General features: G+C 57.9%; 23 protein-coding genes. 14 read left to right on the forward strand and 9 right to left on the reverse strand.

The genetic code is table 11. From position 1 onward, the window contains the following. Positions 1-137: 137 nt before the first annotated feature. Positions 138-2402 carry a carbon starvation CstA family protein gene (locus WG915_RS06765; protein ID WP_339564618.1) on the forward strand — a complete coding sequence of 755 codons (2265 nt, stop codon included), beginning with the start codon at positions 138-140 and terminating at the stop codon, positions 2400-2402. Further along, the gene (locus WG915_RS06770; protein ID WP_339564619.1) at positions 2389-2568 is read left to right on the forward strand and encodes a YbdD/YjiX family protein; all 180 of its coding nucleotides are present in this window, start codon (positions 2389-2391) and stop codon (positions 2566-2568) included. Before WG915_RS06765 ends, WG915_RS06770 begins: the two co-directional genes overlap by 14 nt. Before the next feature lie 39 nt (positions 2569-2607). On the opposite strand, the gene WG915_RS06775 is transcribed toward WG915_RS06770, so the two are convergent. Both WG915_RS06775 and WG915_RS06780 read right to left on the reverse strand, forming a co-directional pair. Then, positions 2608-3771, reverse strand: a complete 1164-nt coding sequence (locus WG915_RS06775; RefSeq protein ID WP_339564620.1) for a saccharopine dehydrogenase family protein — start codon at positions 3769-3771, stop codon at positions 2608-2610. Positions 3772-3887: 116 nt separating this feature from the next. Next, positions 3888-6104, reverse strand: a complete 2217-nt coding sequence (locus WG915_RS06780; protein ID WP_339564621.1) for an NADP-dependent isocitrate dehydrogenase — start codon at positions 6102-6104, stop codon at positions 3888-3890. A 158-nt stretch (positions 6105-6262) separates the two neighbouring features. Between WG915_RS06780 and WG915_RS06785 the strand changes: the two genes are divergently transcribed. The 3 genes from WG915_RS06785 to WG915_RS06795 all read left to right on the forward strand — a co-directional run bounded on the left by WG915_RS06785 (position 6263) and on the right by WG915_RS06795 (position 9188). Further along, on the forward strand, positions 6263-7474 hold the full coding sequence (locus tag WG915_RS06785; RefSeq protein WP_339564731.1) for an MFS transporter: 1212 nt from the start codon (positions 6263-6265) through the stop codon (positions 7472-7474). 188 nt (positions 7475-7662) lie between these two features. After that, positions 7663-8250 (forward strand): hypothetical protein, encoded by a 588-nt coding sequence (locus tag WG915_RS06790; protein WP_339564622.1) that lies wholly within the window; start codon positions 7663-7665, stop codon positions 8248-8250. Between the two features lie 41 nt (positions 8251-8291). Next, positions 8292-9188, forward strand: coding sequence for an exodeoxyribonuclease III (locus WG915_RS06795; protein WP_445227792.1), 897 nt, complete (start codon positions 8292-8294; stop codon positions 9186-9188). Here WG915_RS06795 and WG915_RS06800 read toward each other — a convergent pair. After that, complete coding sequence (locus WG915_RS06800; protein ID WP_339564623.1) at positions 9185-9502, reverse strand: DCC1-like thiol-disulfide oxidoreductase family protein; 318 nt, start codon at positions 9500-9502, stop codon at positions 9185-9187. The two genes, WG915_RS06795 and WG915_RS06800, sit on opposite strands and share 4 nt — an antisense overlap. Before the next feature lie 19 nt (positions 9503-9521). Here WG915_RS06800 and panB point away from each other — a divergent pair, with 19 nt between their 5' ends. Both panB and WG915_RS06810 read left to right on the forward strand, forming a co-directional pair. After that, positions 9522-10337 carry a 3-methyl-2-oxobutanoate hydroxymethyltransferase gene (panB, locus tag WG915_RS06805; protein WP_339564624.1) on the forward strand — a complete coding sequence of 272 codons (816 nt, stop codon included), beginning with the start codon at positions 9522-9524 and terminating at the stop codon, positions 10335-10337. Positions 10338-10543: 206 nt separating this feature from the next. Then, entirely contained in the window at positions 10544-11497 is a 954-nt protein-coding gene (locus tag WG915_RS06810; protein ID WP_339564625.1) for a hypothetical protein, read from the forward strand. 61 nt (positions 11498-11558) lie between these two features. Here WG915_RS06810 and panC read toward each other — a convergent pair whose 3' ends face one another. After that, on the reverse strand, positions 11559-12449 hold the full coding sequence (gene panC / locus WG915_RS06815; RefSeq protein ID WP_339564626.1) for a pantoate--beta-alanine ligase: 891 nt from the start codon (positions 12447-12449) through the stop codon (positions 11559-11561). A gap of 110 nt (positions 12450-12559) precedes the next feature. Between panC and trpS the strand changes: the two genes are divergently transcribed. The 4 genes from trpS to WG915_RS06835 all read left to right on the forward strand — a co-directional run bounded on the left by trpS (position 12560) and on the right by WG915_RS06835 (position 16626). Next, positions 12560-13591: a tryptophan--tRNA ligase gene (gene trpS, locus WG915_RS06820; protein WP_339564627.1), complete on the forward strand. Its 1032-nt coding sequence runs from the start codon at positions 12560-12562 to the stop codon at positions 13589-13591. Positions 13592-13723: 132 nt separating this feature from the next. Then, positions 13724-14803 (forward strand): YhjD/YihY/BrkB family envelope integrity protein, encoded by a 1080-nt coding sequence (locus WG915_RS06825; protein ID WP_339564628.1) that lies wholly within the window; start codon positions 13724-13726, stop codon positions 14801-14803. 145 nt (positions 14804-14948) lie between these two features. Next, a complete protein-coding gene (locus WG915_RS06830; protein ID WP_339564629.1) occupies positions 14949-15695 on the forward strand; it encodes an RDD family protein in 747 nt (248 codons plus the stop codon). A gap of 10 nt (positions 15696-15705) precedes the next feature. Further along, positions 15706-16626 carry an adenosine deaminase family protein gene (locus tag WG915_RS06835; protein ID WP_339564630.1) on the forward strand — a complete coding sequence of 307 codons (921 nt, stop codon included), beginning with the start codon at positions 15706-15708 and terminating at the stop codon, positions 16624-16626. Between the two features lie 6 nt (positions 16627-16632). Here the strand turns inward: WG915_RS06835 and WG915_RS06840 are convergent, their stop codons facing one another. The 3 genes from WG915_RS06840 to WG915_RS06850 are packed head-to-tail and all read right to left on the reverse strand — an operon-like array spanning position 16633 to position 19001. Next, positions 16633-17859: a hypothetical protein gene (locus WG915_RS06840; RefSeq protein WP_339564631.1), complete on the reverse strand. Its 1227-nt coding sequence runs from the start codon at positions 17857-17859 to the stop codon at positions 16633-16635. A gap of 21 nt (positions 17860-17880) precedes the next feature. Then, entirely contained in the window at positions 17881-18735 is an 855-nt protein-coding gene (locus WG915_RS06845; RefSeq protein WP_339564632.1) for a C40 family peptidase, read from the reverse strand. Next, positions 18732-19001 carry a hypothetical protein gene (locus WG915_RS06850; protein WP_339564633.1) on the reverse strand — a complete coding sequence of 90 codons (270 nt, stop codon included), beginning with the start codon at positions 18999-19001 and terminating at the stop codon, positions 18732-18734. The genes WG915_RS06845 and WG915_RS06850 overlap by 4 nt, the downstream gene beginning before the upstream one ends. 72 nt (positions 19002-19073) lie before the next feature. Here WG915_RS06850 and upp point away from each other — a divergent pair, with 72 nt between their 5' ends. Next, the gene (gene upp, locus WG915_RS06855) at positions 19074-19709 is read left to right on the forward strand and encodes a uracil phosphoribosyltransferase (RefSeq protein ID WP_339564634.1); all 636 of its coding nucleotides are present in this window, start codon (positions 19074-19076) and stop codon (positions 19707-19709) included. Positions 19710-19725: 16 nt separating this feature from the next. On the opposite strand, the gene WG915_RS06860 is transcribed toward upp, so the two are convergent. Continuing rightward, a complete protein-coding gene (locus tag WG915_RS06860) occupies positions 19726-21279 on the reverse strand; it encodes a phospho-sugar mutase (RefSeq protein WP_339564635.1) in 1554 nt (517 codons plus the stop codon). A 48-nt stretch (positions 21280-21327) separates the two neighbouring features. Between WG915_RS06860 and WG915_RS06865 the strand changes: the two genes are divergently transcribed. Together WG915_RS06865 and WG915_RS06870 are read left to right on the forward strand one after the other, a co-directional pair. After that, a complete protein-coding gene (locus tag WG915_RS06865) occupies positions 21328-22521 on the forward strand; it encodes an amidohydrolase (protein WP_339564636.1) in 1194 nt (397 codons plus the stop codon). A gap of 46 nt (positions 22522-22567) precedes the next feature. After that, positions 22568-23944: an NAD(P)H-quinone dehydrogenase gene (locus tag WG915_RS06870; RefSeq protein ID WP_445227797.1), complete on the forward strand. Its 1377-nt coding sequence runs from the start codon at positions 22568-22570 to the stop codon at positions 23942-23944. A gap of 10 nt (positions 23945-23954) precedes the next feature. On the opposite strand, the gene WG915_RS06875 is transcribed toward WG915_RS06870, so the two are convergent. Beyond that, on the reverse strand, positions 23955-24407 hold the full coding sequence (locus WG915_RS06875; protein ID WP_339564638.1) for a hypothetical protein: 453 nt from the start codon (positions 24405-24407) through the stop codon (positions 23955-23957). Between the last annotated feature and the right edge of the window lie 95 nt (positions 24408-24502).

Raw genomic sequence — 24502 nt, forward strand, 5'->3', positions numbered from 1 at the left:
TGGAAGTTGCCCATGATTGCTCGTGTTAGGGGTGGCTATGTAAGTGGCTATTGTGAGACAAGTCAATTTCCTGTCTAATTGTTATATATCCGCAAACCAGGTAACCGGCGGAATTAACCGGAAAGGACAGTAGGCGCATGAGCCAAGCACTAAAAGTCCCCGAACGTGTCACCCTCCTGCATACTGATGCAACAGATCTTCCCGTGGGCGTGGATGACAAGCGTCCTATGACTACCAAAAAGAAGCTTTTCCTGCTGATCATTGCGGTGATTGCGGCTGCCGGTTGGGCAATGATCGCCTTTCACCGTGGTGAAACTGTAAATGCAGTGTGGCTCGTATGCGCAGCCGTCGGCTCGTACATCATCGCCTTCGCTGGCTACGCACGACTCGTCGAATACAAAATCGTGCGGCCAAAGGACTCGCGAGCAACCCCGGCCGAATATTGCAACGACGGCAAAGACTTCATGCCGACGGACCGTCGTGTGCTGTTCGGCCATCACTTCGCCGCTATCGCCGGCGCTGGCCCACTCGTTGGTCCTGTTATGGCAGCTCAAATGGGTTACCTGCCAGGAACATTGTGGATCGTGATCGGCGTCATTCTCGCTGGCGCGGTGCAAGACTACCTTGTGCTGTGGGTCTCTACCCGCCGCGGTGGGCGATCACTCGGCCAAATGGTACGCGATGAAGTGGGGCGCTTCGGAGGCGCCGCCGGCATCCTCGCAGTCATCTCGATCATGGTGATCATCATCGCTGTGCTGGCCCTGGTTGTGGTCAACGCGCTAGCTGAGTCACCTTGGGGCGTGTTCTCCATCGCCATGACCATCCCAATCGCATTGTTCATGGGCATTTACCTGCGCTACCTACGGCCAGGCCGGGTGATGGAAGTTTCGGTCATCGGTGTATTCCTCCTGCTGTTTTCCATCGTGGCTGGCGGTTGGGTCGCCAACACGGATTGGGGAGTGCAGTGGTTTACGCTCTCCAAGCTCACGCTCGCGTGGGCACTGATCATCTACGGTGTGATCGCCGCAATCTTGCCCGTATGGTTGCTGCTCGCACCGCGCGATTACCTCTCCACGTTCATGAAAGTCGGCGTGATCGGGCTGCTGGCAGTAGGAATCTTGATTGACCGCCCTGAGGTTCACATGCCTGCTGTCACGGAGTTTGCGCGGAGTGGGCAGGGGCCAGTCTTCTCCGGCAGCCTGTTCCCCTTCCTTTTCATCACCATCGCTTGTGGCGCCCTTTCCGGCTTCCACGCCCTCATCTCCTCAGGTACCACTCCGAAGCTCGTGGAGAAGGAAACCCAGATGCGAATGATCGGTTATGGCGGCATGCTGATGGAATCCTTCGTGGCCATCATGGCTCTCATCACGGCCGTGATCTTGGACCGTCACTTGTACTTCGCAATGAACGCGCCTTTAGCCATGACTGGTGGTAAACCAGAATCTGCTGCAGCATTCGTCAACGGCCTGGGAATTCCCGGCGCAGGCTTGAGCGCAGAACAATTGACGTTAGCTGCACAGGCAGTAGGGGAGCATACGGTGATCTCCCGTACCGGTGGCGCACCGACCCTCGCTTTCGGTATGTCCGAAATCCTCACCAGTATCTTCGGGCATCCAGAGATGCAGGCCTTCTGGTACCACTTCGCCATCATGTTTGAGGCGTTGTTCATCCTGACCACAGTTGATGCCGGAACACGCGTTGCCCGATTCATGATGACCGATACCCTGGCAAACGTTCCTGGACTGAAGAAGTTCCGTGACCAATCATGGACACTGGGCCACTGGATTTCCACCATCTTCGTATGCTCACTGTGGGGCGCGATTCTGATCATGGGCGTCACTGATCCGCTCGGTGGAATCAATGTGCTGTTCCCGCTGTTCGGCATCGCTAACCAGTTGCTCGCGGCTATCGCGCTATCACTGGTACTGGTCGTGGTGATCAAGAAGGGCCTGCTGAAATGGGCCTGGATCCCGGGGGTACCGCTAGCGTGGGACCTCATCGTCACGATGTACGCTTCCTGGCAAAAGATCTTCGCCGCAGACCCGAAGATTGGCTACTTTGCTCAGCACAACCGCTTCGCCGATGCCAAGGCCCAGGGGCTAACGGAGTTTGGCACCGCGAAATCTATCGAAGCCATCGATGCCGTAATACGCAACACCATGATCCAGGGCATTCTCTCCATCTTGTTCGCAGTACTGACCCTCGTGGTCGTGCTGGCAGCTCTCTGGGCATGTGTCCGCACCATCGCCGCCCAAGGCCGTGGAGAGGAAACCCCGACCAGCGAGGACCCCGAGCATCCTTCTGCCTACTTTGCTCCGACGGGCATGATTCCTACGGACGTCGAAAAGCAGCTGGCAGAGCAGTGGGCCGAAAGGGGGCCGGCGGTTCATGCGCGTCATTAAGGCGATCTGGTGGTGGCTTGGTGAGATCGTGGGGGAACGTGAATATGAAAAATACGTTGCCCACCTTCGAGTCCATCACCCGGATAGCCCGGTGCCCACCGAGCGGGAGTACTTCCGGGATCGCTACGCTGAGAAGGCGCGCAATCCCGGTGCTCGGTGCTGCTAGCTTGCCGATGCTGCTGGCTACACGCCGGTTTGCGCCTGGCTAAGCAAACTTCATCCCGCCCCGCTGGAGCGCCGCAAGATACGGCTTACCCAAGCCAGTGGCGGGGCTGAGGACGCCAGTAGCCTCCGGCAAACCCTCGGCGTGCGTCGCGAGCACCACAGCCGCCTCCGCCAGCATCATCGCGGTGACCTTGTACCCCGGATCGCCGTCCGCCATCACACGAGAAGTGAGCAGGCAACCGTCCTCCAGCTTGCCGTGGTGAGTGATGAGGAAACCGCCGTCATCGAGGTTCTTCGGGCCCTCGCCTGGTTCCGGCACCACCTTGGACAGGGGCTTTCGCAGTTTATCCACCATGATCGCAGAAAAAGCTGCCCCGATTGCCGCCAGCAACGCCTTTGCGCGCAATTGACCGCCAAGTCCGGACCCGGTGGGGACAACCTCGCGATAGCGCAATCGCTTTCCATAGCGATATCCCTGCAAGGAATTAGAGCGGCGTACCACCCGAGTATTGAACATCGACATGAAGAATGGGCCCGACCACTGCCCGAGCAGAGGAACGTACGCAGCCTCGAAATCTGGCTGCGGCCCCAAGTCCGGCTCACGAGTGTGGTCCGGCGACAGCGAATACGGGGAATGCAAAATAGCTCCGCCCTTAGGCATCCGCTTCGCATCTTTGCTCACCTCGCGCATCGAATCGACGGTGCCTCCGGATAGCCCGCCGCTGAGCTTATCGACGGCCATAACGACCTCACTGAACGGCCGGCCCTCGGCCTTTTCAGAAAGATGGAACATGCCCATGTCACTTAGCACTGAGTCGAAGCCACAGGAATGCACGATTTTGGCAGCAGTTTTGCCGTGCCAGCGATCTATTGTGCGCCGGATAAACAGGGCTTCCCCACTCAGATCCACGTAGTGCGTATCGTTTTCAGCGCAAGCGTCTACGAGCATGTCTCCGTGACGCGTATAAGGACCGACAGTCGAAATAATGACGGTAGCTTTGCGGGCAAGTTCAACAAGCTCTGACTTGTTGGCAGCATCTGCTTTGAGTGGGGTAAAAGGCAGTCGCAGGTCTTGGAGCTTGGCCCAGTTTCGTCCGGCGATGGCGATACTGAGATCTTTGTGGTGCTCTGCCAAATAGGCGGCGGTAAGCTTCCCGACGAAGCTGGTAGCGCCGAACAAGATGATGTCGAATTCGCGGTTCATGCTCGCCCAGTGTAGTGGGAAACCGAATTTTTGCCTTCGAAGAGCATGGCAAAGGCCCGGCCACACCACATCGAAAATGGGTGAGACCGGGCCTTAATACGACGGAGTCGCTGAGACTACTTCTTCAGCGCGTCGATGATCTCGTTGAACTTAGCTGAAGGACGCATGACAGCGTTGACCTTCTCTTCGTTCGGAGCGTAGTAGCCGCCGAGGTCGACTGGGGAGCCCTGGTTGTCCAGGAGGTCCTTCTCGATCTCGGTGGACGCTGCGGCCAAGGAGGCTGCGATCGGCTGGAACAGGCCAGCCAGCTCAGCGTCCTCGGACTGGGCTGCTAGTTCTTCTGCCCAGAACTTGGTCAGGAAGAAGTGGGAGCCGCGGTTGTCGATCTCGCCAGCCTTGCGGGAAGGGGAGAGATTTTCATCGAGCAGCTTCTCGGTTGCCTTGTCCAGGGCGTCGGCAAGCACAGCAGCCTTCTGAATCCCGGCGGTGTTGGCGAAGTGGCGCAGCGACTCCGCTAGAGCGAGGAACTCGCCGAGGGAATCCCAACGCAGGTGGTTCTCATTGACCAGCTGCTCAACGTGCTTAGGAGCAGATCCGCCCGCACCGGTCTCAAAGAGTCCGCCGCCAGCCATCAGCGGCACGATGGACAGCATCTTGGCAGAGGTGCCTAGCTCGAGGATCGGGAAGAGATCGGTGTTGTAGTCACGCAGCACGTTACCGGTGACAGAGATCGTGTCCTCGCCCTTGCGCATCCGGTCGATGGTGAACTGCGTAGCTTCCATCGGGGACATGATACGGATATCCAGGCCCTCGGTGTCGTGGTCCTTCAGGTACTTTTCCACCAGGGTGATCAGGTTACGATCGTGTGCACGCTCGGTGTCGAGCCAGAACACTGCCGGCATGCCGGACAGGCGGGAACGGGTGACAGCAAGCTTGACCCAATCCTGGATAGGAGCATCCTTGGCCTGGCATGCGCGCCAGATGTCGCCTGCGGAAACCTCGTGATCCATGAGCTCTTCGCCGGCGGAGTTGAGGATGACAACCTTGCCATCGGCAGAGATCTTGAAGGTCTTGTCGTGGGAGCCGTACTCCTCAGCCTTCTGCGCCATCAGACCAACGTTAGGGACGGTGCCCATGGTGGTTGGGTCGAAGGCGCCGTTCTTCTTGCAGTCGTCGATGACTACCTGGTAGATGCCTGCATAAGAGGAATCCGGAAGAACGGCTAAGGTGTCTTGCTCTTCGCCCGCAGCGTTCCACATGTGCCCGGAGGTGCGGATCATAGCTGGCATAGAGGCATCCACGATCACATCGGAAGGAACATGCAGGTTAGTGATGCCCTTATCGGAGTTCACCATGGCAACTGCTGGGCCCTCAGCGAAGCCCTTTTCAAAGGCTGCCTTGATCTCTTCACCGTTCTCTAGCTCTGCGAGACCGGAGTAGATTGCTGCGAGGCCGTTCTCTCCATCAAGGCCGGCTGCCAGGAGCTGCTCGCCATACTGAGCGTAAACATCCTTAAAGAAGGTGCGGACTACGTGGCCGAACATGATCGGGTCGGAGACCTTCATCATGGTTGCCTTGAGGTGTGTAGAGAAGAGGACGCCCTCTTCCTTAGCACGCTTGATCTGCTCTGCGAGGAACGCATCGAGGGCGGCGACGCGCATGACAGTGCCGTCGATAACTTCGCCCTCCAGTACCTTCAGACCGTCCTTGAGGATCTCCTCAGAGCCGTCGGCCTTGACCAGCTTGATCGTCAGGGTGTCAGCGGCTGGCATGATGACGGACTTCTCGTTGCGGCGGAAGTCATCGGAATCCATGGTCGCGACATTGGTCTTGGAGTCAGCGGACCAAGCACCCATGCGGTGTGGGTTCTTCTTAGCGAAGTTCTTCACAGCGATTGGCGCGCGGCGGTCAGAGTTGCCTTCGCGGAGAACTGGGTTAACGGCAGAGCCCTTCACGGCGTCGTAACGCGCGCGAATGTCCTTTTCCTCAGCAGTCTCTGGTGCATCAGGGAAGTCAGGCAGCGCGTAACCCTGGGCCTGCAGCTCCTTGATAGCGGCCTTAAGCTGTGGGACCGAAGCCGAGATATTTGGCAACTTAACGATGTTGGCCTCAGGGTTCTTTGCCAACTCACCGAGCTCCGCAAGAGCGTCAGCAACCTTCTGATCCTCGCTCAAGAAATCTGGGAACTGGGACAGGATACGGCCAGCGAGGGAAATGTCGCGCGTCTCCACCTCAATGCCCGCGGTAGAAGCGAAAGCTTCCACGACTGGCTTCAGCGAGTAGGTCGCGAGCAGTGGAGCCTCGTCAGTGCGGGTGTAAATGATTTTTGCCAATGTAACTCCCTTAAAGAAGATTGCAGTACAGGTATCAAGAATACCTGTTCCCAGTGTGCGGGGTAGGTTTGCCCAAAAAGGAGTGCACCTTTTCGGGGAACGGCATAACCCCGCTTCGGGGTGTAGGGTGATGCGACGTGAATGAGCAATCCCGCAAGATGCGTTTGCCCAACAGGCGGCCGCTACCACGTCAAACTGAGATTTCTGAGCGACACCGCATGATCGTCATGGTGGCGATTGCGCTCGGAGGATTCGGGATAGGCACCACCGAATTTGTTTCCATGGGGCTACTGCCGCTGATCGCACAAGACTTTAATATCACCGAAGACAGCGCCGGCCATATTATCTCGGCTTACGCCTTGGGCGTGGTGGTGGGTGCGCCGCTGATTACTACTCTGACCGGCTATATCCCGCGTCGCAGGCTGCTACTGATGTTGATGGCCTTCTTCGTGCTGGGCAACGCCCTCACAATCGCGGCACCAAGTTATGGCACACTCTTGATCGCCCGGTTTGTAGCAGGGCTGCCACATGGGGCGTTCTTTTCGGTGTCGGGTTTGTGTGCTGCGGCACTGGCGCCGCCAGGGCAGCGGGGTAAAGCGCTGGCACTAGTGGGCGTTGGGTTTTCGGCTGCAACGATCGGCGGGGTTCCGCTCGCACAGTGGCTGGGGCAGGCAGTACATTGGAAAGCCTCCTATGGCGTCGTGGTTGCGGCAGGCATCGCGACAGTTCTGGCTCTGTGGCGTTTCATGCCTCACATGGCTGACATGAAACCCACCTCTGCGCTCACAGAGCTGAGTGCGCTTGCGCGTTCTCAAGTCTGGCTGACCTTAGCGATGGGGACGGTCGGTTTCGGTGGCATGTTTGCTGTGTACACGTATATTGCATGGACGATGACGGATCCCGCGCGAGCCGCCATGGATCTGAAATACCTACCGGTTGTGCTCGCAGCTTATGGCGCAGGTGGGCTACTCGGTAATCTCTTTGGCGGGTTTTTGGCCGACCGAAATTTGGAACTGGGGATCGGGTTCGTGCTCAGCAGTATTGTTGTGGTTCTGGTGGGGTTCTATTTCCTGTCCGCGCACCAGGTCATTGGTACTGCAGTGTTCGGACTCATCGGCTTCTTTGGCTCTGCGCTGGTACCGCAATTGCAGATCCGGCTCATGGACGTTGCGGGGCGGGCGCAAACTCTTGCTGCAGCTCTTAATCACTCGGCGTTGAATCTGGCGAACGCTGCGGGGGCCTCGATAGGTGGTGCAGTGATCGCTGCGGGCTTTTCCTATGCCGCTCCTGCACTGGTCGGGGCTGGATTGGCCGCGGCGGCGTTGCTCATCTGGGGCCCGACCGTCTTGCTGAGAAGACATGCACGGTAACCTCAACCTTAATCAATTTGATGCTATTTTTAATGATTTTCTTGGGTTTGGGGCGCTTTAGCGCGTAAAGTCTTTAGGTGGCCCCCTTGATGCTGAATTAATTCAGCCTGGCAGGAAGACAAAACTGAATGGCGACACATCCCGCCGATCTCACCAGGAGAGAAATTAGCTATGCCCGATTAGTCGGCGTGGTAACAGCTATTTTCTTCTTCTGGCAAATCTCCGATGTTGTTACCGATTGGTCCGCAACGGTGCTGCTGGTATGGCGGGTAGGTGTCAGTGTGCTGGGGATTACCACCATCTTGGGCATTACCTTGTTCTTCCGGCGCTGTTTCCCGATCGCCGCGTGGGTGGTATTCGGGCTGGCTATGCTCGGGCAGCTGCTTTTTGTGCAGGAATCTATAGCCCTTGGACAAATGATCTCTGAATCGGGGGCGGCCCCGATTGTTGGTCGCTATTCGCAGTGCGTCCTGCCGCTGGCCATGCTCGTGCTGGCCTGGATTTTGTTCCGTGATTGCCGGTTCCCTTCACTTTTGGGCTGGTTCTTTGTCGCATATTCGGTGGCTTGGTTCGGGTATTACCTGTTCCATGGGGAAATTGGCAACCGGGTATGGTTCTCTTTCCTCAGCGACCTGTTGGGCATGTTTGCCCATGGCGGCTTGGTGCTGTGGATGACATACCTCGGCTGGTCGCGCGCAATACCGGATACTGGTGTTGCGGTAGGGGAAACTGATGTTGAGCCCCGCGATCTCGGCGAGTTGCAGCCACTTTCCTGAGCGCTCGCAGTGGGGGAACTGCCGGCCGTTACACTGACTGCATGAGTCTGATCATTTCCTCCGTCAATGTCAATGGAATCCGAGCTGCAGTCAAAGAACGCAGTGAAAAGAACCAGGGCTTTCTGCCCTGGCTGGAATCATCAAACGCAGACGTGGTCCTGCTGCAAGAGGTACGCGCAACCGAAAAACAGACTCGCGATGCGCTCGCCCCAGCTCTCGACTCGGGCTGGCATTATGTCGGCGCAGAAGCGAGCGCGAAAGGGCGCGCCGGGGTGGGAATTTTGTCCCGCAAACCGCTTCTCGACGTCCACATCGGCATCCCCCAGTTTGAAGACTCCGGTCGCTTCATTCAAGGCTCATTTGATGATGTCACCGTCGCCTCGCTCTACCTACCATCGGGTTCTGCCGGCACTGAAAAGCAGGATGAAAAATACCGCTTCCTCGACGAATTCTCCGAGGTGATCACCCAGCTGGCGGTGCAGCATCCCAATATGGTGATCGGCGGAGACTGGAACATCTGCCATCGGCGAGAAGACCTGAAGAACTGGAAAGCTAACCAAAAGAAGTCCGGTTTCCTTGCCGACGAGCGCGCGTTCATGGATTCCGTTTTTGGCGTCTTCCCGGACGAAATCTCCCAGGTGGAGGTGCATGGTGAGTACCTAGGCGCAGTCGATTACTCCTCAGTTCGCCCCCGGCGGGAAGCAAACACCAACCCGATGTGGTTCGACGTCGCCCGACGGCTGCAGCCCGAAGATGCTTCGCATACCTGGTGGACCTATCGTGGCCAAGCATTTGATACCGGAGCTGGTTGGCGGATTGACTATCAAGCAGCAACCGCGCCGATGCTGGCCCGAGCGCAACGCTCCTGGGTCGATAAAGCCGCCGCCTATGATTTACGGTGGTCAGACCATGCGCCGTTGAACGTGGAATACGCCTAGAGTTTGCAGGTTCCGGCCCCGACTAGCGGTCCAAGTCGGTACCGGTTCCACGCAATGATCCGATACACCGGTTTGAATATCGGCAGGCCAAGAAGGCGACCGAGCAGCCGGATCCTTCGGTTTCGCCCATGCCGGGTCAGCATCATCCCGATGCCGCGATTGCCCAAATACACCCGATCTTGCGAATCAACAAAATAGGCATTGCGCTGAATGTATAGTCCTTTGCCAGGAGCGATTTCAACGCCCGTGGTCAATTTCTGGAGATGCTGCGCACTCCAAGTGCAAAAGCCACAATCGGCATCGTAAAAGAACATAAGGACAATGGTAGGCGCAATGTCTGGCTATTTGGTACCAACGAAGCAAGTTAGAGTTTCTGAACTGCAAGCGCGCAAAGGGCAACGCCCCTGGGCAATGCTCACTTGCTATGACTATTCCTCAGCCCGCGCGTTTGCCGACGCCGGGATTGAGTGCTTCTTAGTAGGGGACTCCGCCGCCAATGTAATGCTCGGCTACACCTCAACCACCGCAATTTCCCTTGACGAAATGTGCATGCTCGGAGCGGCCGTTGTGCGAGGTGCAGGCAATGCACTCGTGGTCATCGACATGCCCTTCGGCACTTATGAAGCCTCCGATGAACAAGCAGTGCGTTCCGCCACCGAGCTACTGCGCCGTTCGGGTGCGCACATGGTGAAACTAGAAGGCGGGGTGCGTATGGCGGATCGAATTCGTGCGCTCAAGTCTGCAGGCCTAGCAGTGTGCGCACACGTCGGTTTTACCCCGCAATCCGTCAACGGACTCGGTGGCTTCAAGGTGCAGGGGCGTGGCACATCGGCAGATGCAGTGCGTGCCGACGTCACTGCCGTCGTCGACGCCGGAGCAGATTTCGTGGTTTTCGAAATGGTCCCGGCGGCTCTCGCAGCGGAAATCACCGCCAACTGTCCGATCCCAACAATCGGTATTGGCGCCGGCGCGCAGTGCGACGCCCAAGTTCTTGTATGGCATGACATGCTTGCGCTCCCCGAAGGAAACCGCACTCCGAAGTTCGTGCGTGCCTTCGGCTCGGTGGGCGCCGAAATGCTTGCCGGAGCCGCCAAATATAAGGAAGCCGTGGAGAACGGAGAATTCCCGGGGGAGGGGCATGTGTTTTAGGGGCGGTGCGACCATGATTTCACGATCATGATTTACAGACAAGCGTTGTTACCGAGCCTCGAATAGCACAAGTTCTACTCACATAATCATGATCGTGAAATCATGATTGTGCGTTGACTTTTCCTGCCGTCGCGCGCCCGTCGGTTCTTTGTGGGAAGATCGCAGGCAACATCACATTGGGAAACTTGGGGGAGTTTTCTTTAGCCATGCGCAAGCACTTCGTCTATTTGCGTAGATTCACCTTGCCGGAACGCGAGCTGTGGCTGCGTGATCACGCAGCGAGCCATCAATATTTGGCTCCGGATATTGCGATTCCAGCGGAAATATTGGATTCTTTAACCCGTTGGGAGCAATATCGGGCACGGGTAGAAGCTGTCGGACTGACGCGCAATTCTGCGGTGATAGTGGGGGAATCGGCGGCAGTGCTGCATGGTTTCCCACAATTGCGCACGCCCAGTTTCGTCTATCTGGCCTATCCCGGTGCCACTAGTGGTCGCTGTTCGACCCCGAAAACTAGGACGAAGCAATGGCGGCTGCCCGAGCATCATTGGGAATCGGTGGACGGGATTCGGCGCACCACCTTCAATCGAACTTTGGTCGATGTAGTCAGGACGAGTGACTTTGTCGATGGCTTGGTCGCCATGGACCATGCCCTCACTTTGAAGAGTCGGACGGAGCTAGCTAAGAAGTTTTCGCTGCTCAAGGGGATGCCGGGACGAAAGAAGATTGCGCGTGCTCTCAAATGGGGCAGCGGTGCTTCGCAGAGTCCTTTGGAATCCGCCGCCCGTGCGTTGCTGCTGGATGTACATTCTCCACTGATAACGTCGCTGCAAATCCAGCCCGAGGTGAGGGTGTCTCGATTCGAGGTGAGGTATCCTGACCTGCTAGTTAATGGGTGGTTGGCCATTGAAATGGATGGCGATGTGAAATACCGTGAGCCGACAGCGTTGCTCGCGGAAGCCAAGCGCCAAAAGGCATTGGAGCATCTTGGTTTCCAGTTCCTTAGGTTCGGTTACCCGGATCTCTTCCCGCCAGGCAATGGTGCGGCACCGTTGGTGCGTTCGGTACTTACTATTCTCAGCCGTAATCCCGGGCGAGGGCCTGTGCCAGGATACGAGCCGAAGAATAGCGACCATGATTTCACGATCATGATTATGTGAGTAGAGCAAGTGCTAAATGCGTCCAGCTCTACGCCACTCTCTCGAAATCATGATCGTGAAATCATGATCGCGGAGTGCCTGTTACTTCCTCCGAGCCGAAATCAATCCCGATGTTGTCGATAAGCCGCGTCGCACCTACCTTGGCAGCTACCAAGAGTCGATTAGCGCCCGTGGGGTCCACTTTGCCGAGTCCCGGCCCTCGTAACTCGAGGTAATCCAGGGCTATTGCGGGTACGGAGTCAATGACGGAACGCGCTGCTGAGATCACGGCGTCGGGGCCGTCGCCTGCCACGTAAGCGCCGGCGGTGAGAGCTGCGGAAAGGGTCAATGCGAGTTCGCGATCCGCCTCCGAAAGGTAGGTGTTGCGGGAAGACAGCGCGAGGCCGTCATTTTCTCGGACGATGGGGGCACCGATGACCTGTACGTCGAGGTTCAGATCATTGACCATCTGCTGGATAAGTACGATCTGTTGGTAATCTTTTTCACCAAAAATGGCGTGGGATGCGTTGGTGATCTGGAAGAGTTTGTGGACTACGGTCAGCACCCCTGCGAAATGCGTGGGACGCGAGTTGCCTTCGAGCTCGGCGCCTAGCAAGCCCGGGTGAATCATCGTACGGGGGCCATTGGGGTACATTTCGCGCGGGGTGGGAGCGAACACGGCGTCGGCACCCGCGGCGCGCAGCTTCTCGACGTCCTGTTCCAGCGTCCGCGGGTAGGCATCCAGATCCTCATTTTCCGAGAACTGCAAGGGATTGACAAAAATGCTCACCACGACGTTCGCGCCAGGGATGCGCTGTGCGGCTTTCACTAAGGAAATGTGTCCGGAGTGGAGAGCACCCATGGTGGGGACCAGCACAACCGGGCGGGATACCTTGCGGAGTGCGCGGGTGAGCTGGGAGATTTCCTTGATCGAGGTGTAGACGGTGGCTTTGCCTGGCTGAAACGCGGTCATGACCTAAAGATCTTAGTGCGCGTGCCCAATCGCTAGTCTATGTGCGCGGCCGAATGCTTCAGCCCAGCAATGCCTAGCAGGCTAGACATACATCGCTACACTAATAAACCATGACTGACACTGCGCCCAAGCCTGAAAAGAAGCAACGAGTCCTCTCCGGTATCCAGCCAACTGCCGACTCTTATCACCTCGGCAATTACCTGGGGGCGCTGAAGCAGTGGATTGATCTCCAGGATTCCTATGAGGCGTTCTACTTCATCCCAGACTTGCACGCGATTACGGTTGATCAGGACCCGAAAGAGCTGCGGGCCCGTACAGTTGCCGGCGCAGCGCAGCTCTTGGCGCTGGGTATCGACCCGGAAAAGTCCACCTTGTTTGTGCAGTCGCATGTCCATGAACATGCGGAATTGGGCTGGATCCTTACCTGCCTGACCGGGTTTGGTGAGGCATCGCGGATGACGCAATTCAAGGATAAGTCAGCTAAGCGCGGTGCGGACCGGACGTCGGCAGGCCTATTTACCTACCCGATGCTGATGGCAGCAGACATCTTGCTCTATCGCCCTCAGCTTGTGCCGGTCGGGGAGGATCAACGCCAGCACCTCGAGCTCACTCGCACCTTGGCAGAACGATTTAATTCTCGGTTCAAGAAGACTTTCGTGGTGCCCGAAGGTTTCATCCCGCAGGGTGCCGCGAAGATCTATGATCTGCAGGAGCCAACGTCGAAGATGAGTAAGTCGGGGGAGAATCCTAAGGGATGCGTGAACTTGTTGGATGATCCGAAGGTCTCCGCGAAGCGGATCAAGTCGGCGGTCACTGACAATGACGGTGAAATCCGCTATGACAAGGAGAATAAGCCCGGCGTATCCAACTTGCTCGTGATTCAGTCTGCGCTCACGAACAAGAGCATTGACGAGCTGGTCAAGGGTTATGAGGGGCAGGGTTACGGGGCGCTGAAAACTGACACCGCCGAAGCTCTCGAGGCCTTCACCACTCCGCTCAAAGCCAAATTCGACGAGTACATGGCAGATAAGGGTGAGCTGGAGCGGGTGCTTGCAGTGGGTGCTGAAAAAGCTTCGGAAGTTGCAGCCCGCACGCTTGCCGACGTCTATAAGAACATCGGTTTTTTGGCTCCGCGTCGCTAATTTTCGTGTCCGCATTTCCTAAGCTGGGGTAACAATCCAGCAAAAGAACGGATACAGGGCTGCACAAGCGCTGAATCTCTGCCGATTCCTCTCTACTGTAGAGAAAGTCAGAATTACAAAAGGAGTTTAGCCATGACCGCAGTGACCAAGGCGAGCGAAAAGCGCACCGACGAGTACGGCATCGAGAGGGTTCACAAAGATGATCCTGGGTTTGTAGACAAGCTGAGACTCAAGTGGGAATGGTTCGACCACATCATGCGGATGAACGAGCGCTTCGGCACCATGGGTGGCAACCAGTACGCTGCCGGTATTACGTACTTCTCCGTCCTTTCGATGTTCCCCATCCTCATGCTGCTCTTTGCGGCGCTCGGTTTCGCCTTGGCCAACAATCAGGAGCTCCTCGCCGAAGTCCAAGCTCGGATTGGGGACATGGCTTCCGGTCAGCTCGGGGAGACGCTGAATGAGATCCTGGCTACCGCGATCGACCAGCGTGGCGCTATCGCCAGCATTGGTACGCTGACCGCCTTGTGGTCCGGGCTCGGCTGGATGAACAACTTGCGTTATGGCGCCTCCAAAATGTGGAAGGTCGATCCAACCAAGCAGAGCTTCCTGGTGGCCAAGGGTAAAGATCTCGTCGGACTGATTGGGTTGTTGGTCTCCTTGGTGGTTGCCTTTGGTGTAACCGCGGTGGGGTCTTCCGGGCTTACGGATCGTTTCGTTGAGCGCATTGGCCTGGGACACATTCCGGGGATCTTCATCATTACCTACCTCATTGCAGTTGTGATCGGCCTCTTGGCTAACTTCCTGGTGTTCCTCTGGCTCATCAAGTACCTACCGCGAACCAAGGTCCCGATGCGTTCCGCAATTCATGCGGCCATAATCGGTGCGGTTGCGTTCGAGTTGTTCAAGCAGCTTGCGTCTATGTTTTTCTCCAACGGTCTGTCCAATCCAGCCGGGGCAACTTTCGGTCCGATCATCGGCGTCATGGTCCTGCTGTACTTCATCTGGCGCATCCTGCTGTACTGCTCTGCGTGGGCGGCCACCACCAAGGAATCTCTGGCCATGACGATCGTAGAAGTCCCAGAGCCAGCAGTTATCCGGGTGCGTAATGAGGTACGTGAAGGAAGCCCTAAATCCACGTGGGTTGGTGTAGGTGCCGTAATGGGGCTTGCAGGCAGCGCGTTGGCAGCGAAGGCGCTCAAGCGGAAGTAAGGTCTAGGTTGTGAACCTTTACCAAGAATTCCAACTCAATTCAGCTGAAGACTGCGGCGTACAGAGTGTAAAACTATTGGCGCAAGAAGTCCGCCTGCAACAGATGGGTTTCCCTGACGATTCGCCTCAGATTAAAAGGCTGCGCATGGCTTATGGCATTCTCGCGCACCCCGAGCAGCGTGCCACTTATGATCAGGCGCTGGAATCCGGTCGGCTGTTGGGCGATTATGAGTTGGAGCACTTGGCTAACTTTGGTTCTTGGCCTCTGCTGCCACCGCAGCAACCGGCGAAGCCAACGCCTCAACCACAACCGCAGCCTTCGCAATATGCCCGACCGCAGCCGGCACCTCCGACGCGGCCAATTAACCCAAACCCGGCAGTAAATCCTTTTGCTTCTGCAAATCAGTACCAACAGCAGCAAACCGTTCCAGTTGCACCACACTTTGCTGTGCCAGTGGCACCGATGGCACCGAATCGTCCAAGCCCTTCGGCTCGCGTTGGTATGACGCTGCTGGATGGTTTAATCGCCTTGGCGATCGTGGGCACAATAACGGGAAGTGCTTCCATGGATTCTTTCATCGGGGTACTGGCTAGCGCACTGATCATCCTGGTGTATTACCTTGGCTTCGAAGTGAAATTCGGAGCGACTCCAGCCAAGCTCATGCTCGGTTACACGGTGCGCGACGTCAACACCGGACAGAAGCTTTCGCTCGAACATGCTGCGAAGCGCAATTGGTGGCGGTTGGTAGCTATGGTGCCCGGCGTGGGTACCGCTGTCTCCTTTATCGCTGCGTGTATCTATGCTTCGACGATAAGTGAGTCTAACGGCAGGCAGGGCGCCCATGACCGCATTGCTAATGCCGAGGTCGTGAAGAAGGACAGTCCGCTCTAGACTTGAGCGCATGCATCAAGACCTAGATATCAGCCCGGAGTTCAAGTTAGTCAGTCGCGAGATCGTGGCACACCTTCCCAAGGTGGTATTACGCCACGATATAACTCTCGCTGCTGTGAGCGCCGAATTGGAGCGTTTGGCCAGCGAGGGCGTTGTCTACGCAGAGCTGCGGTGCGCGGTCACCACTGCGGACCAGCTGCAGGAGTTGCGGCGAGCAGTAGAGCGTTCAGCAGCCAACGGAATTACCGCGAAAGTGGTCCTCTCCATTAGTGAGATCGCTGCTGTTGAGAGCGCGATCGAACTAGCGAGAGGCCATCGCGGCCTCGTGGTAGGGGTGTCCTTCGAAGGGAACGCTGCCCAGGGCGTCGATAAGCACGGCGATGCTCTGATGAGGCTACGCCGAAACTTCCTGCCCTTCGTGGTGAACGCTGACAGCGGCGAGGGGATTGCCGCACTCGAGGCTGCTGTTACTGCGGGCGCAGCCCGGATCGCTGGTGCCACGCAGCTGTACGAGGAATTCAGCGTTGATCTTGAGGGAATCGCCGCTGGGCCGTTGTCCAGCTATATTCGAGACCGCGAAGTGCCTCTCGAAATGAGCCTTAGCGCCGACGTCGCTGCCGGGCTTGTCGACGAAGTCGGGGACCATCCATTGCCGCTGCTGCAGCAGCTAGGTTTCACCTGCACCCTGAATCCCGGCGGGCACAGTGTGGTTGAGGAGATGATGGTGCTTGTTGAGGGCTTTGATTATGGTCTTGAGGAACTCTTCGAGCTCACCGTCAACGCGATGGAGGCTGCTTTCGCCCCGTTGGAACTACGCCGAAGCATCATGCACTCGGAGATCATTCCGGCGTATCAAAAGTTTGCCGACCTAGAAGATGGTGCGCTCGAAGATCCGGCGGGGACAGATCTCCCCGCCGATGAAGAAGACTAGCGGGGCTTAGAGCTTGCTGAATCGCTTGGTCAGGGACTCTTCGAGTTGCTTCCAGCCCTTGGCCTCGTCAGTGTACGGGGCAGAAGGCAAGTAGCTGGAACGGGCGCCCAACATGTAGGAGATGTAATCCTGCAGGCCTGGGTTTGCCAGTAGCAGGGAGTTCAGCGAGTCGTCGCCAGCCCAGTCTGCGGCGTCGGCAAGCAGCTCATAAGCCTGGCGCATCTGCTCGGTATCGACGTCCTTGGGGCCTTTAGTGATGTCCTCCGCCAAACCCGTGAACGTGTACGTGTTGACCGGGTGAACAGTGATCTCGGCGGTACCACCGTTGACTTCGTCCATGACTTCCGACCACGTGGCGACCTTGGCTAGGTCGTGGTCGCCGTGTTCCACGAGCCAGCGGAGCAAGGCCTTCGGATTGTTGAAGGTGAAGATTTCCCCAAAACGACCCAAGAAGACGGGATTTTCAGCCACGTAGGTGCGCAGTGAGTAGACAATCCGACCATCGATGGCCACCTTGATGGGATCGATTCCGGAGGTTCCCCAGATGGTGGTGTCATAAGGATCCAGTGCGGCTTCAGCGGCAGCGGCTTCTTTCTCAGCGCGTTCTTTCGCCGCTGCTGCTACCTTTTCCGCGGCGTCGATCTGCGCCTGGGCTTGCGAAACCTCAGCTTCCGGCACAGCGGGGGTGTGTACGACCTTGTCGAGTGCATCCACCACGTTGTCCCAGCCCTTCAGCACGGTACGCCCGATGGCCGACCACTCGCCGAGTCCTTCTTCGGCACTGAAATGCTCGGAACCACGATCAACATTGCCGAGGATCGAGTAGCTGCCAAAGAAGCCCTGGACCTCAGCAAGATCGAGTACCTCGCCCAGCCCACGTGCCACGGAAAACGCCCGATTCACGCCGGAAACATTTTCATGTGACGGGCGACCTGCCAACATACCCGGTGCTCTGACGATGTCGTAGTAATCGCGAGTGCGAGGTACGACGCGTAGCGCATCACCGGCAGCAAAGCTGTTCCACTGTGGGTGGTTCTTCAGATCATGCTTGGCGTTCGTGTTCAGGTAGGCCAAAAGCTGCGCGGGAGACTCGAAGAAGAACACATGCTCACCCGCGCCTAAGAACGCTTGCCACTCTGCGCCGTGCTCTTTCCAGCTCGGTGCCCAAAGGGTGTAGTAGTCGCCTGCAGTGAGCGACAGCTTGACCGGGAGGATGCCTTGGTTCTGTGCCATAGGAACACATACTAGCTGCCTTTAGCCTGTTGGCCGGTAATAACCCTTGAATGCCATTCCCATATTTGTTTGGCGCAGCGGATTACGCGAAACAGGGTCACCCGCCTCGATAATGTGGCCTTGGCCGTCGTACATCGCCACGTGCCCGTCCCACACCACCAAGTCTCCTGCCTGCAGTTCCTCATGGGCTACTGGCCGTCCCACAGTTTGATCTTCCGCGATCCGGGGGATCTCCACCCCAGCTTGCCGCCAAGCCCACTGGGTGAAGCCGGAGCAGTCGAAGCCACCGTCTGGGGTGGTGCCGCCCCAGACATAAGGCGTGCCGAGCTGGGTCATCGCCGCCTGCACCGCAGACTGGCCCTGTGCGCTGCCAGCAGCTGAGGTCGGCGCGGGCCCAGAAAGCGCCACAGGTACCTCGGGAGGTAGCTCCGGTAACGGTTCGCTAGCGACGCCGTCAAGCTTTGCGACGGCCGGAGCCAGGTCCGCGCGGAGCCTATCGGCGCGGGAGCTTGCCTCCTGAACTGATAACAACGCCAAGGTGCTCAATTCCGCTATCGCGGTTGCCTGCGATCCCGGCACCGGGCTCAACAGCCGCGGGAGAATCCCCAGGGCTTGTCTCAGGAAGTTTTGGCCAATGCCCAGCAGATCACTGGTGGCTAGTGAAATCTCCGGCAGCGCGGCGCCAATGATGCTTTCGAATTGGCCATGGTTTTGCAGCAACGTATCACGTGCTCCCACCAAAGCGTTCGGGTTCGCACCGATCGCAGTGGCCACCTGCAAGGCGGTGTCCAACTGGGGTAACGTTCCGGCGGCGATTCCCACTGCGGCCGGAAGCAATTTCTCAATGGCTAGCAGCGGGGCAGTGAGGTCTATCATCTGAGCAACTCCAGGTCCCGGGCTAAGGCGGCATCATTTTCTTCTACCTGCGTTAGGACGCGCTCGGAGTTGTCTGCGACACGGTGTAGGTAGTTGCCAAGATGCGTGGCTCGTAGATTGAGCCGCTCGGCCGCTTCGCGGACTGCGACGTGAAAATCTGTGGTGTCTTCGGCGGTGACGGAGGCCGCAGAAACACTGCTTGCTTGGGCGCGAAGGTCAGAAATCAAGAGGCGAGTACGGGCTGGAGAAAAGTTAAAAAGGCTCATACTTAAATAGACTGCTGCACACCCTCAAAAGGTTGCATTAGGTATCAGAAATTTTCATCTAGACTTTCCGGTATGGATATCCGCATCGTCAACCATCCACTTGCAGCTGCCCGGCTCACGATCATGCGCGATGAACGCAGCGATAACGCTGCCTTCCGCGCGGCACTCGCTGATCTTGGTGCCATGCTGATCTATGAGGCATCACGTGACCTTGAGGTCGAGCACTTCGACGTCACCACACCCGTCGCCGTCGCGACGGGCGCCCGACTGCTCGACCCACCAATCATCGTTCCAGTCATCCGCGCAGGCTTGGGGATGATCGACCCAGCGTTGTCTATGATCCCCGATGCGCAAGTCGGTTTCATCGGCCTTGCACGCGACGAGGAAACCCACGAGCCAGTTCCTTACCTGGAAGCCCTGCCAGAGGATCTTTCCGGGCGGACAGTATTCGTGGTTGACCCGATGCTTGCCACCGGTGGCTCTTTGTTGCACGCCATCCGGCTGCTGGCGGATCGTGGCGCCACTGATATCACCTGCGTATGCATGGTGTCGGCCCAAGCGGGCGTTGACGCCTTGGCAAACTCGGGCCTGCCCTGCAAGCTGATCACTGCGACGGTAGATCCGACCCTCAATGAGGACGCCTACATCGTCCCCGGCCTCGGTGATGCCGGTGACCGCCTCTACGGGCCTCGCAACATCCAGATATAGCGCGCAGAAGCGCGGGCTACAGTCGAGTCACTAGCTCGTCTATCTCCGTGCGGAGCAGCTCGAGGAGCTCGGCAGCTCCTTCCGACTCCCAGGGCTGGTGTACCTCGAGATAGAACTTCGCCTTGCTTTCAGTTCCAGAGGTTCGCGCCAGTGCACGCACACCTGGACCTGAAAACAGTACTCCCTGCGAGCACCGTAGGTCCTCAGCGTGCACTGGTACTCCGGCAAGCGTTGTGGGCGGATGCATACGCAGCGCTGCAATCAAGCCTTCGGGGTCCGAGGTGCGTACCGCGATTTGATCGCTGAGGAACATGCCGTACCGCTTGTGCAGCGTTACTAGTTCATCGCCGAGCGTCATGCCTTGTGCTTTGAGCTCAGCGGCCCAAGCACAGGCGTAGAGCGCCGTAGCGATGCCATCTTTGTCTCCGACGAGGTGCGGAGCGGGCGCCGTCCCGATTGCCTCTTCATAAGCGAACGCCAACGTACCCGGTCGGTCATCTGCAGCGCGCACAAGGTGCTTGAAGCCGGTACAGGTGTCTTGGTAGTCCCAGCCGTAATCTGCAGCAATGTGCTTGAGCAATCTAGAGCTCACCTCAGAAGCGGCGACCACGGGGTGGTCTTCCGCGGCGATGCGAGGCATGAGCCGCACTGCGAGGAGCGGGCCGAGGTCGTCGCCACGCAGCATGACATGGGTGCCATCTGATTGCCGGTAGCCGATCGCACACCGGTCGGCGTCGGGGTCCAACGCAATGAGCACGTCAGCATCAACCTGCTGCGCGGTCTCCATGAGCAGGTCGGTAGCCCCTGGTTCTTCTGGGTTTGGAAAATCCACGGTGGGAAACAGCGGATCCGGGTAGTGCTGCGCGGTAACAGGAAAGATCTGCGCGAAGCCGGCAGACAGCAGTGCCTGCGTCGTCGCCCGGCCACCAACCCCATGCATCGAAGTGTAGGCAACCTTCAGCGCGGCACGCTCGTTGTTAACGCGAAGCAAATCCGCCTGCGGTGGTGCGATCAGATCCACTTCGTCATCAATGTAGCGCCGGAGCTGGTCCGTGGTGGGACGCACCATGACGCGGGGAACCTGTAAAGGATCCTCGATCGCCCGGATCTCCTCTTCGATCGCGTGCTCAGCAGCAGTATCGATTTGTCGCCCGTCGGAGGAATAGACCTTGTAACCGTTATAGCCTGCCGGATTATGGGAAGCGGTGATTTGCACCCCGGCATCCAAGCCACGGTTGCGAATTAGCCATGGCACGAGCTGAGTGGGCGACGGCATTGGCAGCAATGTGACTTCAAAACCAGCACCAGCAAATACCTCGGCGGTGACAGCAGCAAAGTTGGGAGAGCCGTAGCGGGCGTCGTACCCGACCACCACATGCAGGGAATCGTCTTGATTGAAGAGGACGGAGAGGGGATGATCTTTGCGCACTCGGCCCACAGATTTGGACAACCACGCGGCAAGACCGGCGGTCACCCGGGTGACCTGAATGACGTTCATTTGATCTGGTGCTGGACCAATTGGGGCGCGCATACCCGCCGTGCCAAAAACGAGCTCTCGAGGCTGGGACATATCACCAACTTAGTCGCTTTAGCTAAGCTTCGTGGCAGGAGGCAGTAAATGATTTCGATCCGATCTCACATAGACACTTGGTTAGCGGAGAACTCCGCCAGCATCCATGCGTGGCGGCATCACCTGCACCAAAACCCAGAGCTATCCCACATGGAGTATGACACCACAGCCTTCATTGAAAACGTGCTGCGTCAACACGGCCTGCAGCCGAAACCATTCCCGGGCACGGGGCTCATGGTGGACCTAGGGCCGGAGGACGCGCCTCGCTTGGCGTTTCGTGGCGATATCGATGCGCTGCCCATCGAAGAACACACCGGAGTTTCCTTTGCTTCCATGCACCCTGGAGTCATGCACGCCTGCGGGCATGACGTCCACACAACGGTCGCATTGGCCACCGCAGTAGCGCTAGCTACGTATCCACTCAAAACCGGCATCCGGGTCATTTTTCAGCCAGCTGAGGAAGTCATGGACGGCGGCGCGCCACAGGTGATCGCGTGGGGCGGATTGGAAGGCGTCGACCAGATCTTTGCGCTGCACGTGGAGCCCAAATTGCGGGTAGGGCTCATAGGGGCGCGGGCCGGGGCGATTACGTCGGCAGGCGATGTGCTGGAGATCCGCGTGTCAGGCCCTGGCGGACACACCTCCCGGCCGCATATGACGGCGGATGTAGTTTATGCGCTGTCCTCGGTGGTGACGCAGCTCCCGGCGCTGCTCTCGCGCCGGGTAGATCCGCGGACCGGAACCGTTATGGTGTTCGGGACGATTAATGCTGGTTATGCCGCCAACGCGATTCCCGAAACCGGGACGGTTTCCGGCACGATTCGCACCGCGGACATCAAGGTGTGGCGGACGATTGAGCCGCTGATGCGTGAACTCATCGCCCAGATACTGGCACCAACCGGTTGCAACTTCGATATCCGATATATCAAGGGAGTGCCACCGGTGGTCAATGATGATGTCTCCACTGCGATGCTTGTCGACGCCGCACGCACGATCGACCCCATGGCCATAGTAGAAGCTCCGCAATCTTCGGGCGGTGAGGATTTCTCCTGGTATTTGGAACATGTGCCAGGCGCGATGGGCCGGCTCGGCTGTTGGAGTGGGGCCGGCGAGAAGTTTGATCTGCATCGAGCGGACCTCATAGTAGACCCGCGGTGCGTGGAGGTTGGTGTCCGGTTGTTCGGTGCTATAGCACAGCGATTCGCCCAAGAAGCCGATAACGAAGAAAGTCGGCTAAGCTAACCGGTGCGAACCTAAATCAAAAGGCTTTGGAGGAAGAACTTAAGTGATCAATCGAATCGTGATCATCGGCGGCGGCCCTGCTGGCTACGAAGCAGCTTTGGCAGGGGCCAAGTACGGAGCTGAAGTCACCTTGGTTGAGGACCAGGGCTTGGGCGGTGCCGCCGTTGTCCTCGACTGTGTGCCTTCAAAGTCGTTCATTGCTGCGACGGGCATCTTCACTGAAATCGATGGTGCTCGTGAACTGATGCACATCGAAGAAATCAACCGTCGTGTGAAGGATCTGGCGCAAGCACAATCTGCCGACATTCTCGCCCAGATGCGTCGCGCAGGTATCCGCGTGATCAACGGCCGTGCTCGCTTCGACGACCACAGCAACAAGCAGGTCACTCACTACATCCATGTGGACAAGAATGATGGAACTACCGAGCTGCTCGAATCCGAACTCGTTCTCATCGCCACCGGTTCCTCGCCTCGCATCCTCAAGGGCGCAGAACCAGACGGCAACCGCATCCTCAACTGGCGTCAGGTCTATGATCTGCAAGAAGTGCCAGAGCACCTGATTGTGGTGGGTTCGGGTGTCACCGGCGCCGAATTCGTTTCCGCCTACGCACAATTGGGCGTGAAGGTGACGATGGTTGCTTCGCGCGACCGCATCCTCCCACATGATGATGCTGATGCAGCAGATGTCCTCGAGACTGTGCTCGCAGAAAAGGGTGTGCAGTTGGAAAAGCACGCCCGTGTGGAGAACGTGGAATACGCCGGAGATGACAAGGTAGTAGTCCACACCTCCGACGGCCGTGCCATCGAGGGATCCCATGTACTCATGACTGTCGGCTCAGTTCCGAACACCGCCGATCTCGGGCTGGAAACCGTAGGCGTTGATGTTGCTCCTTCTGGCCACATCAAGGTGGACCGAGTATCGCGCACTTCCGTTGCTGGAATTTACGCAGCCGGTGACTGCACCGATTTGTTCCCTCTCGCCTCCGTCGCCGCCATGCAGGGGCGTATCGCCATGTACCACGCTCTCGGCGAAGGCGTATCACCGATCCGTCTGAAGACGGTGGCCACCGCAGTGTTCACGCGTCCAGAAATCGCTGCGGTGGGCATTACTCAGCAAGAAGTGGCTGACGGTAAGGTCAACGCACGCACAATCATGCTGCCGCTGGCAACAAATGCGCGTTCCAAGATGCGCGGCATTCGGCACGGCTTTGTCAAGCTGTTCTGTCGTCAGGCATCAGGTCAGATCATCGGTGGCGTAGTGGTCGCCCCGATCGCTTCTGAGCTGATCCTTCCGATCGCGGTAGCAGTGAACAATCGTCTCACCGTCGCCGACCTAGCCGGCACTTTCGCCGTGTACCCTTCCTTGTCGGGTTCGATCACGGAGGCAGCACGTCAGCTCGTCACTCACGACGACCTGGACTAGCCTTCGCAGCCTAGCGAGCCTGCAGCCGCCACTGAGTTCCTTCCTTTCGGAAGGTCAACTCGGTGGCGGTTGTGCGTAGCGTGAGGGGATCTGCGAAGCCTTCGCTGCACAGGTCGAGCTCCTCGGTGGCATAACGCTGAGTCTCAACGCTGCGATCTGAGGTAACGCTGACAAAGGAGTTCATCACCTGGTCGTAGCCCTCTTCGGGGACCTTAACTGAGTCTTCTACAACTGCTACTACGTCGTGGGCCGTGACACCGGGGCACACGATGACAAAATGTTGAGCGTCCTTGGTGACGAGCTCCGATGCCGGCAGCGTCAGCACTGGGCCAGGTTCCCCTTGTAACCGGGCGAGCGCATCGTATGGCGCAGGTGGCGAACAGGCTGCCAGCCCAGGCAGCAGCAGGAAAAGTGGCCAACACAAGGACACAGCCACAACTCGTGCAGGGGACGTTGGTCTCATATCACGGACTATATGCGGTTACTGTAGGCCAGTGCCAGCAACTGGTTCACAACCGTTCGCTTTTTAGCCGGGGCGGTAGTTTAACCCGGTGTATT

Source organism: Corynebacterium sp. H128 (assembly GCF_037482625.1).
Classification (GTDB): domain Bacteria; phylum Actinomycetota; class Actinomycetes; order Mycobacteriales; family Mycobacteriaceae; genus Corynebacterium.

Excerpts from the sequence above, each read along its gene's own strand:
- WG915_RS06865 (WP_339564636.1), top strand. The coding sequence starts at position 21,328 with ATGATTTCGATCCGATCTCACATAGACACTTGGTTAGCGGAGAACTCC.
- WG915_RS06830 (WP_339564629.1), top strand. The coding sequence starts at position 14,949 with ATGGCTTATGGCATTCTCGCGCACCCCGAGCAGCGTGCCACTTATGAT.
- WG915_RS06845 (WP_339564632.1), bottom strand. The coding sequence starts at position 18,735 with ATGATAGACCTCACTGCCCCGCTGCTAGCCATTGAGAAATTGCTTCCG.
- WG915_RS06835 (WP_339564630.1), top strand. The coding sequence starts at position 15,706 with ATGCATCAAGACCTAGATATCAGCCCGGAGTTCAAGTTAGTCAGTCGC.
- panB (WP_339564624.1), top strand. The coding sequence starts at position 9,522 with ATGTCTGGCTATTTGGTACCAACGAAGCAAGTTAGAGTTTCTGAACTG.
- WG915_RS06810 (WP_339564625.1), top strand. The coding sequence starts at position 10,544 with ATGCGCAAGCACTTCGTCTATTTGCGTAGATTCACCTTGCCGGAACGC.
- WG915_RS06775 (WP_339564620.1), bottom strand. The coding sequence starts at position 3,771 with ATGAACCGCGAATTCGACATCATCTTGTTCGGCGCTACCAGCTTCGTC.
- WG915_RS06785 (WP_339564731.1), top strand. The coding sequence starts at position 6,263 with ATGCGTTTGCCCAACAGGCGGCCGCTACCACGTCAAACTGAGATTTCT.
- WG915_RS06875 (WP_339564638.1), bottom strand. The coding sequence starts at position 24,407 with ATGAGACCAACGTCCCCTGCACGAGTTGTGGCTGTGTCCTTGTGTTGG.
- WG915_RS06860 (WP_339564635.1), bottom strand. The coding sequence starts at position 21,279 with ATGTCCCAGCCTCGAGAGCTCGTTTTTGGCACGGCGGGTATGCGCGCC.
- WG915_RS06825 (WP_339564628.1), top strand. The coding sequence starts at position 13,724 with ATGACCGCAGTGACCAAGGCGAGCGAAAAGCGCACCGACGAGTACGGC.
- panC (WP_339564626.1), bottom strand. The coding sequence starts at position 12,449 with ATGACCGCGTTTCAGCCAGGCAAAGCCACCGTCTACACCTCGATCAAG.
- WG915_RS06795 (WP_445227792.1), top strand. The coding sequence starts at position 8,292 with ATGAGTCTGATCATTTCCTCCGTCAATGTCAATGGAATCCGAGCTGCA.
- WG915_RS06765 (WP_339564618.1), top strand. The coding sequence starts at position 138 with ATGAGCCAAGCACTAAAAGTCCCCGAACGTGTCACCCTCCTGCATACT.
- trpS (WP_339564627.1), top strand. The coding sequence starts at position 12,560 with ATGACTGACACTGCGCCCAAGCCTGAAAAGAAGCAACGAGTCCTCTCC.
- WG915_RS06850 (WP_339564633.1), bottom strand. The coding sequence starts at position 19,001 with ATGAGCCTTTTTAACTTTTCTCCAGCCCGTACTCGCCTCTTGATTTCT.
- WG915_RS06840 (WP_339564631.1), bottom strand. The coding sequence starts at position 17,859 with ATGGCACAGAACCAAGGCATCCTCCCGGTCAAGCTGTCGCTCACTGCA.
- WG915_RS06800 (WP_339564623.1), bottom strand. The coding sequence starts at position 9,502 with ATGTTCTTTTACGATGCCGATTGTGGCTTTTGCACTTGGAGTGCGCAG.
- upp (WP_339564634.1), top strand. The coding sequence starts at position 19,074 with ATGGATATCCGCATCGTCAACCATCCACTTGCAGCTGCCCGGCTCACG.
- WG915_RS06770 (WP_339564619.1), top strand. The coding sequence starts at position 2,389 with ATGCGCGTCATTAAGGCGATCTGGTGGTGGCTTGGTGAGATCGTGGGG.